Genomic DNA, 14,966 nt, shown 5'->3' on the forward strand with positions numbered 1-14,966 from the left:
ATACTTTAAACATCGCGTGGTGTCTGGCGTTAGGGCTGGAAGAGCGACGCGGCCTTAAACTGAGGTTTCTCCCATGAAAAAAGGTATTCACCCGAATTACGTAGAAATTACTGCAAACTGCTCTTGCGGTAATGTGATCAAAACCCGTTCTACCGTGGGTCACGATCTGAACCTGGACGTGTGCGGCAAATGCCACCCGTTCTACACTGGCAAGCAGCGTGACGTTGCGACCGGTGGCCGTGTTGACCGCTTCAACAAGCGCTTCAGCATCCCGGGCAGCAAATAAGTATCCGCTGTCAGAAAAAACCCGCTACGGCGGGTTTTTTTGTGCCTGTTGCAGGCATAAACCGACTGGCAGAAAAAAGGGCAGAAGATCGCTTCTGCCCTTTTTTATTTGTTTAGTATTCCCACGTATCCGGGTCGATGCCCAGTTCACGCATGATAATTTTGGCCTCTTCCGGGATTTCATCGCTGCGCTCTTTGCGCAGGTCTTCATCGTTCGGCAAAGGTTGACCGGTAAACGCATGCAGGAACGCTTCGCACAGCAGTTCACTGTTGGTGGCGTGACGCAGGTTGTTCACCTGACGACGGGTACGTTCATCGGTGAGGATTTTTAACACCTTCAGAGGAATGGAAACCGTAATTTTTTTTACTTGTTCACTCTTCTTACCGTGCTCAGCGTATGGGCTGATATATTCGCCGCTCCATTCAGCCATGAGATACCTTTAATCCTCTTCGTCATTAATAAAAGGCCGGGGCCTGATCGAATGCAGGGGCCGGGCCATAATCGCGCGTAGTTTACCGTAGAGACGACACTGTGACACGGAGTATCGACTCGGCGAGCGTGCGCTAAAGCATATAATTTTAACGGCTATTCTGCATTTGCTCAATCTATACGCAAAGAAGTTTAGATGTCCAGATGTATTGACGTCTATTATCACAGTGCTATTCTGTTGCCTGACTTTTCATCCATTAAGCCAGGAAGCCTTCACATGACGCGTAAACAGGCCACCATCGCAGTGCGTAGCGGATTGAATGATGACGAGCAGTACGGTTGCGTTGTCCCGCCGATTCACCTTTCCAGCACCTATAACTTCACCGGATTTAACGAGCCACGCGCCCACGACTATTCCCGTCGCGGTAACCCGACGCGTGACGTCACCCAGCGCGCGCTGGCCGAACTGGAAGGCGGAGCCGGTGCGGTACTGACCAACACCGGCATGTCGGCGATTCACCTGGTGACCACGGTATTCCTGAAGCCTGGCGATCTGCTGGTCGCGCCGCACGACTGCTACGGCGGCAGTTACCGTCTGTTTGATAGCCTGGCAAAACGCGGCTGTTATCGCGTTTTATTTGTCGATCAGAATGATGAGCAGGCACTAAAATCGGCGCTGGCCGAAAAACCAAAACTGGTCTTAATCGAAAGTCCAAGTAATCCATTGTTGCGCGTCGTCGATATTGCGAAAATTTGTCAGCTCACCAGGGATGCGGGAGCGATAAGCGTAGTGGATAATACGTTCCTCAGTCCGGCGTTGCAGAACCCGCTGGCACTGGGTGCGGACCTGGTGTTGCATTCATGCACTAAATATTTAAACGGTCATTCCGACGTTGTGGCGGGCGTGGTCATTGCAAAAGATCCTGAGCTTGTCACCGAACTGGCATGGTGGGCGAATAATATCGGCGTCACCGGCAGCGCCTTTGACAGCTACCTGCTGCTGCGCGGTCTGCGTACGCTGTCGCCGCGCATGGAAGTGGCGCAGCGTAACGCGCAGGCGATTGTCGATTTCCTGAAAACCCAGCCGCTGGTGAAAAAACTGTATCACCCGTCGCTGCCGGAAAATCAGGGGCATGAAATTGCGGCGCGCCAGCAAAAAGGCTTTGGCGCAATGCTCAGTTTTGAACTGGATGGCGATGAGCAAACATTACGTCGCTTCTTAAGCGGGCTGTCATTATTCACGCTGGCGGAATCTTTAGGTGGGGTTGAAAGTTTAATCTCCCACGCCGCCACCATGACGCACGCAGGCATGGCACCGGAAGCGCGTGCTGCCGCTGGTATTTCCGAGACGCTGCTACGCATCTCTACCGGCATCGAAGATGGTGAAGATTTAATTGCCGACCTGGAAAATGGCTTCCGGGCTGCAAACAAGGGGTAAACATGAGTGTGATTGCGCAGGCAGGGGCGAAGGGTCGTCAACTGCACAAGTTTGGTGGAAGTAGTCTGGCTGATGCGAAGTGTTACCTGCGTGTCGCGGGGATCATGGCGGAATATTCGCAGCCCGGCGACATGATGGTCGTTTCGGCAGCAGGCAGCACCACTAACCAGTTGATTAGCTGGCTGAAGTTAAGCCAGACCGACAGACTCTCTGCGCATCAGGTTCAACAGGCGCTGCGACGCTATCAGAGTGAGCTTATCAGCGGTCTGCTGCCTGCTGAGCTTGCGGATACTCTGACCCGCGCGTTTATCCACGATCTCGAACGCCTTGCCGCGCTGCTCGACAGCGGGATCACCGACGCGGTTTACGCGGAAGTGGTGGGCCACGGTGAAATCTGGTCGGCGCGCCTGATGTCAGCGGTGCTCAATTTGCAGGGCATGGAGTCTGCGTGGCTTGATGCGCGTGAGTTTTTACGCGCCGAGCGCGCCGCGCAGCCGCAGGTCAACGAAGGCTTATCCTATCCGCTGTTGCAGCAACTGCTGGTGCAGCATCCGAACAAACGCATCGTGGTCACCGGCTTTATCAGCCGCAACGATGCGGGTGAAACCGTCCTGCTGGGCCGTAACGGTTCCGACTACTCCGCCACGCAAATTGGTGCGCTGGGCGGCGTGTCGCGCGTCACCATCTGGAGCGACGTGGCCGGGGTATACAGCGCCGATCCGCGCAAAGTCAAAGACGCCTGCCTGCTGCCATTGCTGCGCCTGGATGAAGCCAGCGAACTGGCACGTCTGGCGGCTCCGGTCCTTCACGCCCGTACCTTGCAGCCGGTTTCCGGCAGCGACATCGATCTGCAACTGCGTTGTAGCTACAACCCGGAGCAGGGTTCCACGCGCATTGAGCGGGTGCTGGCCTCCGGCACGGGCGCGCGTATCGTCACCAGCCATGATGACGTCTGCCTGATCGAGTTCCAGGTACCGGCAAGCCAGGACTTTAAGCTGGCACAAAAAGATATCGACCTGATCTTAAAGCGCGCGCAACTACGTCCGCTGGCGATTGGCGTTCACAACGATCGTAACCTGCTGCAACTTTGCTACACCTCCGAAGTGGTCGACAGCGCATTAAAACTGCTCGACGAAGCCGGGCTGCCGGGCGAGCTGCGTTTACGTCAGGGCCTGGCGCTGGTGGCGCTGGTGGGCGCGGGCGTCTGCCGCAACCCGCTGCACAGCCACCGCTTCTGGCAGCAGCTTAAAGGTCAGCCGGTGGAGTTCATCTGGCAATCCGACGACAGCATCAGCCTGGTGGCCGTGCTGCGCGTTGGCCCGACGGAAAGCCTGATCCAGGGCCTGCACCAGTCGCTGTTCCGCGCTGAAAAACGCATCGGCCTGGTACTGTTCGGCAAAGGTAATATCGGTTCGCGCTGGCTGGAACTGTTCGCCCGGGAGCAGGCGGCGCTCTCGGCGCGTACCGGATTTGAATTTGTGCTGGCAGGCGTGGTGGACAGCCGCCGCAGCCTGCTGAGTTACGATGGCCTCGACGCCAGCCGGGCGCTGGCATTCTTCAATGATGAAGCGGTTGAACAGGACGAAGAGTCGCTGTTCCTGTGGATGCGTGCTCATCCATATGACGATCTGGTGGTGCTGGACGTGACCGCCAGCGCGCAGCTTGCCGACCAGTATCTCGATTTCGCCAGCCACGGTTTTCACGTCATCAGCGCCAATAAACTGGCCGGGGCGAGCAACAGCCACAAGTACCGTCAGATCCACGACGCCTTCGAAAAAACGGGCCGTCACTGGCTGTACAACGCCACGGTAGGCGCGGGCTTGCCGGTCAACCACACCGTGCGCGACCTGATCGACAGCGGCGACTCCATTCTGGCGATCAGCGGGATTTTCTCCGGCACGCTCTCCTGGCTGTTCCTGCAATTCGACGGCACCGTGCCGTTCACTGACCTGGTGGACCAGGCGTGGCAGCAGGGGCTGACCGAACCCGATCCACGCGTGGATTTATCGGGCAAAGACGTGATGCGCAAGCTGGTGATCCTCGCGCGTGAAGCGGGCTATGACATCGAACCGGATCAGGTACGCGTGGAATCGCTGGTGCCAAACGGCTGTGAAGAAGGGTCGGTGGATCACTTCTTTGAAAACGGCGACGAGCTTAACGAGCAGATGGTTCAGCGCCTCGAAGCGGCGCGGGAAATGGGTCTGGTGCTGCGCTATGTGGCGCGCTTCGATGCCAACGGCAAGGCCCGCGTCGGTGTGGAAGCGGTACGCCCGGAGCACCCGCTGGCGGCCTTGCTGCCATGCGATAACGTGTTCGCCATTGAAAGCCGCTGGTACCGCGATAACCCACTGGTGATCCGCGGGCCAGGAGCCGGCCGCGACGTGACGGCAGGGGCGATCCAGTCGGATATTAACCGTCTGGCGCAGTTGCTGTAGTCGGCATTTTTACCCCTCACCCCGGCCCTCTCCCCAAAGGAGAGGGAGCAAACCCAGTACGTGCTCGATCCATCCCCTCTCCCTCAGGGAGAGGATTAGGGTGAGGGTGATCCCATCTCCCATCCTGAATATTTTTCATCTTCCCTGAACATTCCTCACACACATTAGTGATAATTCAGTTGACGCCCTGCGGCTTTTCCGTCATTTTTACATCTGGACGTCTAAACGTATAGAAGTTCGCACACAACAGACAACGACATGCGATTGATGAGGTAAGGTATGAGCTTTTTTCACGCCAACCAGCGGGAAGCCCTGAATCAGAGCCTGGCAGAAGTGCAGGGGCAGATTAATGTATCTTTTGAGTTTTTCCCGCCGCGTACCAGTGAAATGGAACAGACTTTATGGCATTCCATCGATCGCCTAAGCAGCCTGAAGCCTAAATTTGTGTCTGTGACCTATGGCGCAAACTCCGGTGAGCGCGACCGCACGCACAGCATTATCAAAGGCATTAAAGATAAAACGGGTCTTGAAGCAGTGCCGCACCTGACCTGCATCGACGCCACCCGCGATGAACTGCGCACCATTGCGCAGGATTACTGGAACAACGGCATTCGTCATATCGTGGCGCTGCGTGGCGATCTGCCGCCGGGCAGCGGTAAGCCGGATATGTACGCTGCCGATCTCGTTGCGCTGCTCAAAGACGTTGCTGATTTTGATATCTCCGTTGCGGCCTACCCGGAAGTGCACCCGGAAGCGAAAAGCGCGCAGGCGGATCTGCTCAATCTGAAACGCAAAATCGACGCGGGCGCGAACCGTGCCATCACCCAGTTCTTCTTTGACGTTGAAAGCTACCTGCGTTTTCGCGATCGCTGTGCGGCGACCGGTATCGACGTGGAAATCATCCCTGGCATTCTGCCGGTGTCCAATTTCAAACAGGCGAAAAAATTTGCCGACATGACCAATGTGCGCATTCCGGCCTGGATGTCGCAGATGTTTAACGGTCTGGACGACGACGCCGAAACCCGCAAGCTGGTGGGCGCGAGTATCGCCATGGATATGGTGAAGATTTTAAGCCGCGAAGGGGTGAAAGACTTCCACTTCTACACGCTGAACCGCGCCGAAATGAGCTACGCCATTTGCCACACGCTGGGCGTGCGCCCGGCGCTGTAATTAAAAAGCCGGGCATTGCTGCCCGGCAACCGCTTATTCCCACTCTTGCAGGAAACGCTGGCCGTACTGGTCCGCGACCATCAGCGCAGCGTACACCTGATCGACCGTCGCCCCGCCCGGCATATTGTGAATGGTTTCCCCTTCCGCACAGGCGGCCTGCGCCACGAGACGCATTTTGGCCGGGATATCGGTTTTAATATCCAGTTGCGCGAGCGTTAACGGCAGTCCGACGCTGTGACAGAGTGCGGCGACCGTTTCAACTTCGTCCAGCGACGCGTTTTCCAGCACCAGTTGCGTCAGCGTACCAAACGCCACTTTCTCGCCGTGATAGAAGTGGTGCGCATCCGGGATCGCGGTCAGGCCATTGTGAATGGCATGCGCCGCCGCCAGGCCGCCGCTTTCAAAGCCGACGCCACTCAGATAGGTATTCGCTTCCACCACGCGCTCAAGCGCCGCCGTGACCACGTGCTGTTCTGCGGCCAGCATCGCTTTTTCGCCCTGATCTAAAAGGGTGTTGTAGCAGAGTTCCGCCAGTGCCAGCGCAGCCTGAGTACACTGGCCGCCGGCCATCGTCGTCGCCCCGCTGCGTGCGCAGGCGCGGGCTTCAAACCAGGTCGCCAGCGCATCGCCAATCCCGGCAGCCAGCAGACGTGCTGGTGCGCGCGCCACCACGCTGGTATCCACAATCACCATGTCCGGGTTTTTCGGCAGCATCAGGTAACGGTCGAATTCGCCCGCGTCGGTATAGATCACCGACAGCGCGCTGCACGGCGCATCCGTGGACGCGATAGTCGGCGCGATCGCCACCGGCAGGTGCATAAAATGCGCCAGCGCTTTAGCGGTATCGAGCGTTTTACCGCCGCCGATGCCCAGCACGGCACCGCAATCTGCTTTTTCGGCCAGTGCACGCAGGCGGTCGATCTCATTTTGTGAACATTCGCCGCCAAAAGGCTCGATTTGAGCGGTCAGCCCGGCGTCACGCAGGCTGTTTTGTAACGTTTCCTGCGCAAAACCGAGGACAAATTTATCGCCCACCACCAGCCAGTTTTCAGCAAGAGGTTTGAGATAGTCCCCAAGGCGGCTCAGAACATCGGCACCCTGAATGTACTTACCCGGCGATTGAATAATGTGATCCATATACGTCTCCTTCAAAGGGTTAAGTGACCAAACGCGGTTTTCCAGTCTTGTTCAAACTTCTCTATTGCCGACTCTACTGCGGGCGTACCGAGCATTTGTTGCGCTACATCTAAAGGCAGCGTGATCGCTTCACAGCCTGCCAGCAGGCAATCCAGCGCCTGGCGCGGAGTTTTGAAACTGGCTGCCAGCACCATACTCTCGGGCGCGTGAAGCTCCAGTAAGGACTGTAGTTCCTGCACCATACGAATGCCATCGCCGCCCTGGACATCCACTCGATTCACATACGGCGCGACATATTTCGCCCCGGCGAGCGCGGCGAGCAGGCCCTGCGCGGCGCTGTAAACAGCGGTGCCCAGCGTCACGATACCTTCTGTTTTTAACCGTTTGATGGCAGCCAGACCTTCCGCCGTCACCGGGACTTTCACCACGATCCCCGGCACCGCCTGATTCAGGCGCTTCGCTTCTTCCACCATGCCGTCCGCGCTGCGGCTCATTACCTGTGCAAACAGCGTCCCGTCAGGGCCGATAGCTTTTTGCAGACGCGGCAGAACCTCCCAGATGGAGACGTTACCCGCCGCCACGATGCTCGGGTTTGTGGTCACACCAGCGAGCGGAAAAATCCGCGCCAGGCGTTCAACTTCTGCCACATTGGCAGTATCCAGATAGAGTTCCATGCGTTACCCCGGTTGATTAAGTTCAAGTTCGTGCCGCAACAGTTCAGCCACGGCTTCCGTGGAAGCCGCGTTAACCAGTGCGCTACGGAATTCGTCGTGCATGATGCGCCGCGCCAGCCGCGAAAAAATCCGCATATGCTGATCGCCTGCGGCGTGTTTATTGAGCGTCAGCATGATGATGAACTGCGCCTCGTCGTCACCCCAGCGTACCGGCGCAGGCAGTCGCGCCACGCTGATGGTGGATTGCTCAATATGCTCAGATTTGCTGTGCGGAATGGCGAAGCTAAAGCCCAGCCCGGTGGAGAACACCTCTTCGCGCGCCCAGAGATCGGCCTCCAGCTTGCGCGGATAACGGCAGCGCCCGGCCAGCAGCAGATTATCGGTCATGCCTTTCATGACCTCTTCTTTACTGCGCCAGTCGTTATCAAGGGAAATGCAGTCGCCGGTGATAAGCGGCGCGTCCTGCTGCGCCATACGGAATTGCGCCAGCAGGTGTTCGACTTCAAGAGACGTGCGGCAACGCATCGCCTCGTTGAGCAAACGACGGCAATCGCGGCTGTCCAGTTGCGCCAGCCGTGCTTTGGTCGCCGGAATGGACGGCGCGCTCATGCTAATTTCGTCCAGCCCCAGCCCGACCAGCAGCGGCAGCACCGAGCCTTTTGCCCCCAGTTCACCGCACAGGCCGATCCATTTGCCCTGTCGGTGCACCGCCTGCACAGCGAAATCGAGCGCGCGTAAAAACGCCGGATTCAGGCTGTTGTAATGGCGGGTGACTTTGGCGTTATCGCGATCGACCGCCAGCAGGTATTGCGTCAGGTCATTACTGCCGATGCTAAAGAAATCAATCTCTTCGCAGCACTGGTCGATGATAAACATCACCGACGGCACCTCCAGCATGATGCCCAGCGGGATTTTTTCATCAAAGGCGATCTGCTCTTCGCGCAGCGCCTGTTTTGCGGCGGCGAGTTTTTCTTTCACCCACAGGATCTCTTCCAGCGAGGAGATCATCGGGATCATGATTTTCAGTTTGCCATGGGCGGAAGCGCGCAGGATCGCCCGTAACTGGGTAGTAAACAGCGCCGCGTACTCGGCGTAAATGCGCACCGCGCGATAGCCGAGAAACGGATTGTTTTCTGCCGGAATAGCGAGATAATCCACGGGCTTATCGCCGCCGATGTCCATGGTGCGCACAATAATGCTGCGCCCGCTGGCCGCCTGTAGCGCGTCACAAAAAATGTTATACAGCTCGTCTTCAGCGGGCGCGCTGGCGCGATCCATATAGAGCATTTCAGTGCGAAACAGCCCGATACCTTCTGCACCATTGCCGAATGCGGCGTCGGCTTCCACGGCGTGTGCAATGTTGGCGGCAACTTCCATGCGTACATCGTCGGCGGTGCGCGCTTCCTGCGTGAACCACTGGCGCTGTTGCTGGTGTAACTGCTCTGCAACCCAGGCTTCCTGCTGGTAATAACGCCGCACGGCGTCATCCGGGGTGACGACCAGCACGCCCGTATTGCCATCAATGCAGGCGGGCTGATTGAGCCAGGCGTCAAGCGCCTGAATATCCACGCCCACCAGCGTCGGAATGCCAAACGAGCGGGCCAGGATCACCGTGTGCGAGGTCGTTCCACCGCTTGCCAGCAGCAGGCCTTTTAACTGCGTTTTGTCCAGTTCCAGAAACTGGCTGGGCGTGAGTTCTTCACTGAGGCAAATGGTTGGCTGAGTCAGTTCGCCGGGCGTGGGGAAACGTTGCTCGCCATAAATGTGCTGTAAAAGCTGGAAGCAGACATCCCGCACGTCCAGCGCGCGTTCCTGTAAATAGTCGCTCGCCGAGCGGGAGAACTGTTCGCAAAAGTGGGCGGCGCTTTGCACGATGGCCTGGGCGCAACTCAGGCCTTCGCTGACGCCATGCAGTAAATGCTGGCGCAGCGTGGTATCGCTGGCGAGCGAGCGATGGGCTTCCAGAATGGCGCGCATCGTGCTGTCGCTTTCCAGTAAACGCAGCGCAATACTTTTGCCAAGCCGCGCCAGGCCTGCATCAAGCGTGGCCTGCTCCTCTTCCACACTGCGCGCGGCGGGCAGGTCATCAAGCTGTTGTAAATCCAGCCCGCGCAGGCGCAGCAGTATCCCGCAAGCACTGCCGCCGCAAACAGGCTGCGCGCGGAAAAAGGTGGGGTTGAGATGGGCCAGCGAAAGGGGAAGGGGATCGCACTCTGCGGTTACGGCGGCGGGCAACGGCGCGTCGCAATGAGGAAACTCGTTCTGTAGCCACTGGCTTAATCGCTGGTGGGCTATGTGCTCATCGTGCCCGCTGATCAGTAACTGGCAGGCGTCACCCATCAGGGTGTCCGTGCCGATTAATGCCAGGGCGCTTTTGGCGTTCCCCTTGCTGCCCGTGCGCAAATTAAGCCACTCAATGTCTGACGTGAACGTATTGCACAGCGTTTCGACATGACTCGCCGGGCGCGCATGGACACCGTTTGGCAGTTCGCAGACAAATTCCACAACCAAAGACATCGCTCTTCTCCTGAATCCGCGTTGAGGACTCAGCATAAAAGCCCCGGCCGTAAAACCGCTATCTGACAAATCTGCCAAAAACTGGATAAATGTAATGTAAGTCCAGAAGTGGGATATTACTCACAGGTTACATTTCTTTGCGAGAAAGCTCGCAAAATGAAGTTATGAGGCGGATCGCATTTTCTGACTGATATTACAAAAATCCAGTAAATGGACTTTTTGTCCACTGTCTGCGCCTCCTGCGATTGCCTATTGTTGCCACACCAATCTTGTGGAAAAGGGCAAATGCCTTTGGAGCGCTTATGAAAGAGTTGATGCATATCCTGAAGAACGCGCGTCAGCATTTGATGACTGGCGTATCGCACATGATCCCGTTTGTGGTGGCGGGCGGCATTCTGCTGGCGGTTTCCGTCATGCTCTACGGCAAGGGTGCGGTGCCGGATACCGCGCACGATCCCAACCTGAAAAAGCTGTTTGATATCGGCGTCGCCGGGCTGACGTTGATGGTGCCCTTTCTCGCCGCCTACATTGGCTACTCCATCGCTGAACGGGCAGCGCTGGCACCCTGTGCGATCGGTGCCTGGGTGGGCAACAGCTTTGGCGCGGGGTTCTTCGGGGCGATCATCGCCGGGCTGATTGGCGGCATCGTGGTGCACTACCTCAAAAAGCTGCCGGTGCCGAAAGTCCTGCGCTCGGTCATGCCGATCTTCATCATTCCCATTATTGGCACCTTTATTACCGCGGGCATCATGATGTGGGGCCTGGGCGAACCGGTCGGGGCGCTGACGGCGAGCCTGACCGGATGGCTACAGGGAATGCAGCAGGGCAGCATTATCGTTCTGGCGATCATCATGGGGCTGATGCTGGCCTTCGATATGGGCGGCCCGGTCAACAAAGTGGCTTACGCCTTCATGCTGATTTGCGTGGCGCAGGGCGTCTACAGCGTGGTGGCGATTGCCGCCGTCGGCATCTGCGTCCCGCCGCTGGGATTAGGCCTGGCAACGCTTCTGAATCGTAAAAATTTCTCCGCGGAAGAACGCGAAGCCGGGAAAGCGGCGATGGTGATGGGCTGCGTGGGCGTCACCGAAGGGGCGATTCCGTTTGCCGCCGCCGACCCGCTGCGCGTTATTCCCTCCATCATGCTGGGTTCAGCCTGCGGCGCAGTCACCGCGGCGGTCCTGGGCGCACAGTGTTACGCCGGTTGGGGCGGTTTGATTGTGCTGCCGGTAGTTGAAGGCAAAGGCGGTTATCTGGCGGCGGTGGCGGTCGGGGCGGTGGTGACGGCGCTGTGCGTCAACCTGCTTAAAAGCCTGGCGCGAAAGAAACCGCAGGCGAGCGAAAAAGAAGACGATCTGGATTTGGATTTCGAAATTAACTAAGCGAGGGATTTTCCATGGCAAATATCGTAGCGGTAACGGCCTGTCCGTCTGGCGTGGCGCATACCTACATGGCAGCAGAAGCGCTGGAAAGCGCCGCAAAAGCAAAAGGCTGGCAGGTGAAAGTCGAGACGCAAGGCTCTATTGGCCTTGAGAACGAACTGACGGCAGAAGAGATCGCCCGCGCCGATATCGTGGTGCTGACCAAAGATATCGGCATTAAGTTCGAAGAGCGCTTTGCCGGGAAAACCATCGTGCGCGTCAACATCAGCGATGCGGTAAAACGCGCCGAAGCCATTATGAACAAGATTGATACCCATCTGAATGCGCATGCTTAACCGCACTCCCCGCCAGAGGGCGGGGAAATCACTGACAGGAGATCCCTGATGACAAATCGTATCCAGCGCCTGAAAGCGGCACTCTTTTGCCAGCCACGCGAAATTTCTCTGGAAAGAGCGCTGCTCTACACCGGGAGCTACCGCCAGACTGAAGGCGAACCGGTTTGTCTTCGCCGTGCTAAAGCGACAGCCTGGGTACTGGATAACGTGGCGATTGCCATCCGTGACGATGAACTGATTGCCGGTAACCGCACGGTTAAACCGCGCGCGGGTATCGTCTCGCCAGAAATGGATCCGTACTGGCTGTTAAACGAACTGGATCAGTTCCCGACCCGCCCGCAGGATCGCTTTGCCATCAGTGACGATGACAAACGCATTTACCGCGAACAGCTTTATCCGTACTGGGCGAATCGCTCGATGAAAGATTTCATCAACGGTCAGATGACCGATGCGGTGAAAGAAGCCGTCGGGACGCAAATCTTTAGCATCAACCAGACGGATAAAGGGCAGGGGCATATCATTATTGATTATCCGCATCTGCTGGAGAATGGCCTGGGTGAACTGATAACGCAGATGCAGGTGCACTGCCAGCGCGAGCCGGAGAATGCTTTTTACGAGGCCGCGCTTTTACTGCTGCTGGCCTCGCAGCGCCATATTTTGCGCTATGCCGTACTCGCCGATGAAATGGCCGCGTGCTGCGATGATGTTGTGCGGCGTGAAGAGTTACAGCGCATGGCCGACATTGCGCGGCACAATGCGACCCATCGCCCGCAGACGTTCTGGCAGGCCTGTCAGCTTTTCTGGTACATGAACATCATTCTGCAATACGAATCCAACGCCAGTTCGCTGTCGCTGGGACGTTTTGATCAGTACATGCTGCCGTTTTATCAGGCTTCACTTTCGCAGGGGGAAGAGCCGGGCTTTTTGCGCGAGCTTCTGGCATCGCTGTGGATCAAATGCAATGACGTGGTGCTGCTGCGTTCAACCAGCAGCGCGCGCTATTTCGCGGGTTTCCCGACCGGGTACACCGCCCTGCTCGGTGGCCTGACGCCGACCGGACGCAGCGCGGTCAACACTCTGTCATTCCTGTGCCTTGATGCCTATCAGGATGTGCAACTGCCGCAGCCCAACCTGGGCGTACGCGTCAACGCGCTTATCGACCGCCCGTTTTTATTAAAGACCGCTGAAACCATCCGCCTTGGCACCGGCATTCCGCAAATTTTCAATGATGAAGTGGTGGTGCCTGCCTTTCTCAACCGGGGCGTGTCGCTGGAAGATGCGCGCGATTACGCGGTGGTCGGCTGCGTGGAGCTGTCGATCCCTGGCAGAACCTACGGGCTGCATGACATCGCCATGTTTAACCTGCTGAAAGTCATGGAGATCACGCTCTATGAAAACGAACATCAACCTGACCTGAACTGGGACGGATTGCTGAATAAAATCCGCGAAAAAATCAGCCATTACATTCGTCTGATGGTCGAGGGCAGCAACATCTGCGATATCGGCCACCGCGACTGGGCTCCGGTGCCGCTGCTGTCATCGTTTATCCGTGATTGCCTGCAAAACGGTAAAGATATTACCGACGGCGGCGCGCGCTATAACTTCTCCGGCGTGCAGGGGATCGGTATCGCCAACCTGAGCGACTCCCTGCATGCGTTAAAAGGCATGGTCTTTGACCAGCAACGACTCAGTTTCCCTGACCTGCTGGCACAACTGCGGGCTAACTTCGCCACGCCTGCGGGCGCGAAAATTCGCGCACGTCTGATCCACCGCTTCGAAAAGTACGGTAACGATATCGATGAGGTGGATGACATCAGCGCGGATCTGCTGCGTTATTACTGCAAAGAGGTGGAGAAGTATGCCAATCCGCGCGGCGGTGTTTTTACCCCCGGTTCGTACACCGTCTCTGCCCATGTGCCGTTGGGCGCGGTGGTTGGCGCAACGCCGGATGGCAGGCTGGCGGGCGAACAACTGGCAGATGGCGGCCTGTCGCCGATGCTCGGCCAGGACGTTAACGGCCCGACGGCGGTACTTAAATCGGTCAGCAAACTGGATAACACCCTGCTGTCGAACGGCACGCTGCTGAACGTGAAGTTTACCCCCACAACGCTTGAAGGCGACGGCGGCCTGCATAAACTCGCGGATTTCCTGCGCGCCTTTACGCAGCTTAAATTGCAGCATATTCAGTTCAACGTGGTGAACGGTGACACCCTGCGTGAAGCCCAGGCCCGACCGCAGGACTTTGCCGGGCTGGTGGTTCGCGTCGCCGGTTACAGCGCGTTCTTCGTGGAGCTGTCGAAGGAGATCCAGGATGACATCATTCGCCGGACCGCGCACCAGCTCTGATGTCGCGCGGATCTTCAATATCCAGCGCTATTCGCTAAACGACGGGCAGGGCATCCGCACGGTGGTGTTTTTTAAAGGCTGCCCGCATACCTGCCCGTGGTGCGCGAACCCGGAATCGATATCAGTAAAAATTGAAACCATGCGACGCGAAAGTAAGTGCCTGCACTGCCAGCCGTGCCTGCGGGACGTGCAAGAGTGTCCGTCCGGGGCGTTTGAGCAGATTGGGCGCGACATCACACTGGATGAACTGATGTGCGAGGTCATGAAAGATGATGTGTTCTTCCGCGCCTCAGGCGGTGGCGTGACGCTCTCCGGTGGCGAAGTGCTGATGCAGGCTGAGTTCGCCACGCGTTTTCTCGCCAGGCTGCGACAGCTTGGCGTGCATACGGCCATCGAAACCGCAGGCGACGCGCCCGCGCAGCGCTTACTGCGGCTGGCGCAGCAGTGCGATGAAGTCCTGTTCGATTTGAAAATCATGGATGCTGAACGGGCGCGGCAGGTGCTGAACATCAACCTGCCGCGCGTGCTGGCTAACCTCAACATGCTGGTGGCGGAAGGCATCACCGTGGTGCCACGCCTGCCGCTGATCCCCGGCTTTACGCTAAACGAGGACAACATTCAGCGGATACTGGCGCTGCTGCATAGCCTGGGTCTCAGGGTGCTCCATCTGCTGCCGTTTCATCAGTATGGCGAGCCTAAATATCGCCTGCTCGAACGCGAGTGGACCATGGCGGGCGTTGCGCCTCCGGCAATGGCAGAAGTGGCGGATGTTCAGCGCGTTGCAGAGCAGGCGGGCTTTCAGGTGACAGTGGGAGGATAA

Annotated in this window: 12 protein-coding genes; 8 read left to right on the forward strand and 4 right to left on the reverse strand. The window is 57.7% G+C overall.

Annotated features, from left to right (window positions below; genetic code table 11):
• The first annotated feature begins 73 nt into the window (after positions 1–73).
• The gene (gene rpmE, locus BM373_RS19540) at positions 74–286 is read left to right on the forward strand and encodes a 50S ribosomal protein L31 (protein WP_090465317.1); all 213 of its coding nucleotides are present in this window, start codon (positions 74–76) and stop codon (positions 284–286) included.
• Between the two features lie 112 nt (positions 287–398).
• Here the strand turns inward: rpmE and metJ are convergent, their stop codons facing one another.
• The gene (gene metJ / locus BM373_RS19545) at positions 399–716 is read right to left on the reverse strand and encodes a met regulon transcriptional regulator MetJ (RefSeq protein WP_012133855.1); all 318 of its coding nucleotides are present in this window, start codon (positions 714–716) and stop codon (positions 399–401) included.
• A 276-nt stretch (positions 717–992) separates the two neighbouring features.
• On the opposite strand from metJ, the gene metB reads away from it, so the two are divergent.
• The 3 genes from metB to metF all read left to right on the forward strand — a co-directional run bounded on the left by metB (position 993) and on the right by metF (position 5,758).
• Entirely contained in the window at positions 993–2,153 is a 1,161-nt protein-coding gene (metB, locus tag BM373_RS19550) for a cystathionine gamma-synthase (RefSeq protein WP_090465320.1), read from the forward strand.
• 2 nt (positions 2,154–2,155) lie between these two features.
• Positions 2,156–4,588: a bifunctional aspartate kinase/homoserine dehydrogenase II gene (locus BM373_RS19555; RefSeq protein ID WP_090465323.1), complete on the forward strand. Its 2,433-nt coding sequence runs from the start codon at positions 2,156–2,158 to the stop codon at positions 4,586–4,588.
• A gap of 279 nt (positions 4,589–4,867) precedes the next feature.
• Positions 4,868–5,758, forward strand: a complete 891-nt coding sequence (gene metF / locus BM373_RS19560; protein ID WP_090465326.1) for a methylenetetrahydrofolate reductase — start codon at positions 4,868–4,870, stop codon at positions 5,756–5,758.
• 33 nt (positions 5,759–5,791) lie between these two features.
• On the opposite strand, the gene BM373_RS19565 is transcribed toward metF, so the two are convergent.
• The 3 genes from BM373_RS19565 to ptsP are packed head-to-tail and all read right to left on the reverse strand — an operon-like array spanning position 5,792 to position 10,086.
• Positions 5,792–6,895, reverse strand: coding sequence for a bifunctional L-1,2-propanediol dehydrogenase/glycerol dehydrogenase (locus BM373_RS19565; RefSeq protein WP_090465329.1), 1,104 nt, complete (start codon positions 6,893–6,895; stop codon positions 5,792–5,794).
• An 11-nt stretch (positions 6,896–6,906) separates the two neighbouring features.
• The gene (gene fsa, locus BM373_RS19570) at positions 6,907–7,569 is read right to left on the reverse strand and encodes a fructose-6-phosphate aldolase (protein WP_090465332.1); all 663 of its coding nucleotides are present in this window, start codon (positions 7,567–7,569) and stop codon (positions 6,907–6,909) included.
• Positions 7,570–7,572: 3 nt separating this feature from the next.
• Complete coding sequence (gene ptsP / locus BM373_RS19575; RefSeq protein ID WP_090465334.1) at positions 7,573–10,086, reverse strand: phosphoenolpyruvate--protein phosphotransferase; 2,514 nt, start codon at positions 10,084–10,086, stop codon at positions 7,573–7,575.
• A gap of 302 nt (positions 10,087–10,388) precedes the next feature.
• Here ptsP and BM373_RS19580 point away from each other — a divergent pair, with 302 nt between their 5' ends.
• The 4 genes from BM373_RS19580 to BM373_RS19595 are packed head-to-tail and all read left to right on the forward strand — an operon-like array spanning position 10,389 to position 14,966.
• Positions 10,389–11,465, forward strand: a complete 1,077-nt coding sequence (locus tag BM373_RS19580) for a PTS fructose transporter subunit EIIC (RefSeq protein WP_090465337.1) — start codon at positions 10,389–10,391, stop codon at positions 11,463–11,465.
• Positions 11,466–11,479: 14 nt separating this feature from the next.
• Positions 11,480–11,800: a PTS fructose-like transporter subunit IIB gene (locus BM373_RS19585; protein ID WP_090465340.1), complete on the forward strand. Its 321-nt coding sequence runs from the start codon at positions 11,480–11,482 to the stop codon at positions 11,798–11,800.
• 48 nt (positions 11,801–11,848) lie between these two features.
• Positions 11,849–14,146, forward strand: a complete 2,298-nt coding sequence (locus BM373_RS19590; protein ID WP_090465343.1) for a formate C-acetyltransferase — start codon at positions 11,849–11,851, stop codon at positions 14,144–14,146.
• Positions 14,112–14,966 carry a [formate-C-acetyltransferase]-activating enzyme gene (locus BM373_RS19595; protein ID WP_090465346.1) on the forward strand — a complete coding sequence of 285 codons (855 nt, stop codon included), beginning with the start codon at positions 14,112–14,114 and terminating at the stop codon, positions 14,964–14,966. Before BM373_RS19590 ends, BM373_RS19595 begins: the two co-directional genes overlap by 35 nt.

The sequence above is a fragment of the Enterobacter sp. kpr-6 genome, assembly GCF_900116015.1.
Taxonomy (GTDB): domain Bacteria; phylum Pseudomonadota; class Gammaproteobacteria; order Enterobacterales; family Enterobacteriaceae; genus Enterobacter_D.

Excerpts from the sequence above, each read along its gene's own strand:
- rpmE (WP_090465317.1), top strand. The coding sequence starts at position 74 with ATGAAAAAAGGTATTCACCCGAATTACGTAGAAATTACTGCAAACTGC.
- metJ (WP_012133855.1), bottom strand. The coding sequence starts at position 716 with ATGGCTGAATGGAGCGGCGAATATATCAGCCCATACGCTGAGCACGGT.
- metB (WP_090465320.1), top strand. The coding sequence starts at position 993 with ATGACGCGTAAACAGGCCACCATCGCAGTGCGTAGCGGATTGAATGAT.
- BM373_RS19555 (WP_090465323.1), top strand. The coding sequence starts at position 2,156 with ATGAGTGTGATTGCGCAGGCAGGGGCGAAGGGTCGTCAACTGCACAAG.
- metF (WP_090465326.1), top strand. The coding sequence starts at position 4,868 with ATGAGCTTTTTTCACGCCAACCAGCGGGAAGCCCTGAATCAGAGCCTG.
- BM373_RS19565 (WP_090465329.1), bottom strand. The coding sequence starts at position 6,895 with ATGGATCACATTATTCAATCGCCGGGTAAGTACATTCAGGGTGCCGAT.
- fsa (WP_090465332.1), bottom strand. The coding sequence starts at position 7,569 with ATGGAACTCTATCTGGATACTGCCAATGTGGCAGAAGTTGAACGCCTG.
- ptsP (WP_090465334.1), bottom strand. The coding sequence starts at position 10,086 with ATGTCTTTGGTTGTGGAATTTGTCTGCGAACTGCCAAACGGTGTCCAT.
- BM373_RS19580 (WP_090465337.1), top strand. The coding sequence starts at position 10,389 with ATGAAAGAGTTGATGCATATCCTGAAGAACGCGCGTCAGCATTTGATG.
- BM373_RS19585 (WP_090465340.1), top strand. The coding sequence starts at position 11,480 with ATGGCAAATATCGTAGCGGTAACGGCCTGTCCGTCTGGCGTGGCGCAT.
- BM373_RS19590 (WP_090465343.1), top strand. The coding sequence starts at position 11,849 with ATGACAAATCGTATCCAGCGCCTGAAAGCGGCACTCTTTTGCCAGCCA.
- BM373_RS19595 (WP_090465346.1), top strand. The coding sequence starts at position 14,112 with ATGACATCATTCGCCGGACCGCGCACCAGCTCTGATGTCGCGCGGATC.